The sequence below is a fragment of the Brevundimonas sp. genome (assembly GCF_036399195.1).
In the GTDB taxonomy this organism is placed as follows: domain Bacteria; phylum Pseudomonadota; class Alphaproteobacteria; order Caulobacterales; family Caulobacteraceae; genus Brevundimonas.
Window position 1 is genome coordinate 1 of record NZ_DASWNO010000016.1, and the last position, 2,091, is coordinate 2,091.

Annotated in this window: 3 protein-coding genes and 1 pseudogene; 3 read left to right on the plus strand and 1 reads right to left on the minus strand. The window is 67.2% G+C overall.

Going from position 1 to position 2,091, the window contains the following annotated elements; all coding sequences use genetic code 11:
• The 3 genes and pseudogenes from VGB60_RS00935 to VGB60_RS00945 form a co-directional block, all read left to right on the plus strand.
• Positions 1-126, plus strand: a pseudogene (locus VGB60_RS00935) (signal recognition particle-docking protein FtsY); the annotation flags it as partial.
• 1 nt (position 127) lies between these two features.
• Entirely contained in the window at positions 128-730 is a 603-nt protein-coding gene (locus tag VGB60_RS00940; protein WP_331036414.1) for an inner membrane-spanning protein YciB, read from the plus strand.
• 78 nt (positions 731-808) lie between these two features.
• The gene (locus VGB60_RS00945; RefSeq protein WP_331036415.1) at positions 809-1,402 is read left to right on the plus strand and encodes a MarR family winged helix-turn-helix transcriptional regulator; all 594 of its coding nucleotides are present in this window, start codon (positions 809-811) and stop codon (positions 1,400-1,402) included.
• A 5-nt stretch (positions 1,403-1,407) separates the two neighbouring features.
• Here VGB60_RS00945 and VGB60_RS00950 read toward each other — a convergent pair.
• Positions 1,408-2,091: prolyl oligopeptidase family serine peptidase (locus VGB60_RS00950; RefSeq protein ID WP_331036416.1), on the minus strand; the 684-nt coding region annotated here is incomplete at its 5' end.

Consider the following 2,091-nt stretch of genomic DNA (forward strand, 5'->3'; position numbering starts at 1 on the left):
CTGGTGCCGGTGGCGCAGGCGTCCGACGCCCCGATCAAGCTGATCGGCGTCGGCGAGGGGGTGGACGACCTGCAGCCGTTCGACGCGCGCGCCTTTTCTCGATCACTGGTGGGGCTTGAGGACTGACATGACCGACACGCCCCCGACGCCGAAATCCGGTCAGTGGATCCGCCAGGCCGTGGACTTCGGCGCCCTTCTGGCTTTCGCGGCCGCCTATTTCATCACCCGCGACATGATCAAGGCGACATGGGTGCTGATGGCCGCCTCCGCCGTGGCGCTCGCCGTCGGCTATCTGGTCGAGAAGCGGTTCGCGCCCCTGCCCCTGATCACCGGCGGCTTCGCTCTGATCTTCGGCGTCATGACCATCTTTTTCCACGACGAGAGCCTGATCAAGATCAAGCTGTCGGTGCAGAACGCCGTGCTGGCCGTGGTCCTGCTGGGCTCGTTGCCGCTGAACAGATATCCGTTCAAATACCTGCTCGGCGACGCGATCAAGGTCACCGACGAGGCCTGGCGCGGACTGACGCTGCGTTACGGCCTCTATTTCGCGACCATCGCCGTCGTCAACGAGCTGGTCTGGCGGACGCAGGACAACGACACCTGGGTCAAATTCCGCATCGCCATCTGGGTCGCCGCATGCGTCTTTGGACTGCTGCAGATCCCCTACATCCTCAAGCACATGATCAAGGACGAGGAGCCGGGCCCGACGTCGCCCGACCCCGGGCTGTAACCCGAACGCGGACAATTCGTCGTCAAACCGCAACGCCGGGCTGCTAGCGTCGCCTTTGCAGCCGAGGGGATACGGTCGATGGTCAAGTCGGGAAACAAGCTCAAACGCGGCGGCCTCGCCGCCTCGCCCAGCCATCTGATGCACCGGGCGCTGCAGCTGGCGCTGGACATCTATTCCGAAGAAGCCGGCGCCGACGGTCCGACCCAGCGTCAGTTCGCGGTGCTGGAAGCGGTCAGTCTCAAGTCCGGCCTGACCCAGACCGATCTGGTGCGCGCCACCGGCATCGACCGTTCCACCTTGGCCGATATGGTCGCCCGCATGACGGCCAAGGGACTGCTGGAGCGCGAGAAGTCCGCGATCGACGCCCGGGCCAAGGCGGTGCGGCTGTCGGAGGCCGGCCAGGCGGCGCTGGAGGCGGCGCGCCCACGCGTGGCCGCCGCCGACAAGCGGATCATGGCCCTGTTGCCGAAGGGCAAGCGCGACGGCTTCCTCGACCTGCTGGCCGAACTCGCCGGCGAGGCCGACGCCGCTCCGGTCAAGGCCCGCGCCGAGGAAAAGGCGGCGAAGAAGGCCGCCCGCGACGCAAGGAAGGCCGAGAAGCTGGCCCGCAAGGCGGCCGGCGCCGAGAAGCCGAAGAAGTCACCGAAGCTGAAGCTGGTCGAACCGGCGTAGCCGCCTCAATCCATCAGCTGCTGCGCCAGGTAGACATAGTGCCGCGCCCAGCGGCGGGCGTTGGCGACCGGGTCGGCGTCGTTGGAGTGACCGCCCGCCGTCTCCTCGTAGTAAAGGTGCTCGTGCCCCTGCTCCGCCAGTCGCGCCGCGAACTTGCGCGCGTGGCCCGGATGCACCCGGTCGTCGCGCGTGTTGGTGGTGATGTAGACGCGTGGATACTCCGCCTCCGGACGAAGCTGTTGATAGGCCGAGTAGCGGGCGATGTACGCCGCCTGTTCCGGGATGCGCGGATCGCCGTATTCGCCGATCCACGACGCGCCGGCCGGGAGCTCGTGATAGCGCAGCATGTCGATCAGGGGGCTTTCGATCACCGCCGCGTTGATCAGCTCCGGGTGCTGGGTCATCATCACCGAGGTCAGCACCCCGCCGTTCGAACGTCCGTAGATGCCGGTCCGGCGCGGCGAGGTGATCCCGCGCCGGTGCAGGTCGGCGGCCACGGCGGCGAAGTCGTCGAAGGCCAGCTGCCGGTTCTCCTTCAGCACGCTCTGATGCCACTGCGGCCCGAACTCCCCGCCGCCGCGGATGTTGGCCTGCACGAAGACGCCGCCGCTTTCGAGCCAGAGCTTGCCCATTTCGGGTTTGTACGCGGGCGGGAAGCTGACCTGGAAACCGCCGTAGCCGAACAGGAT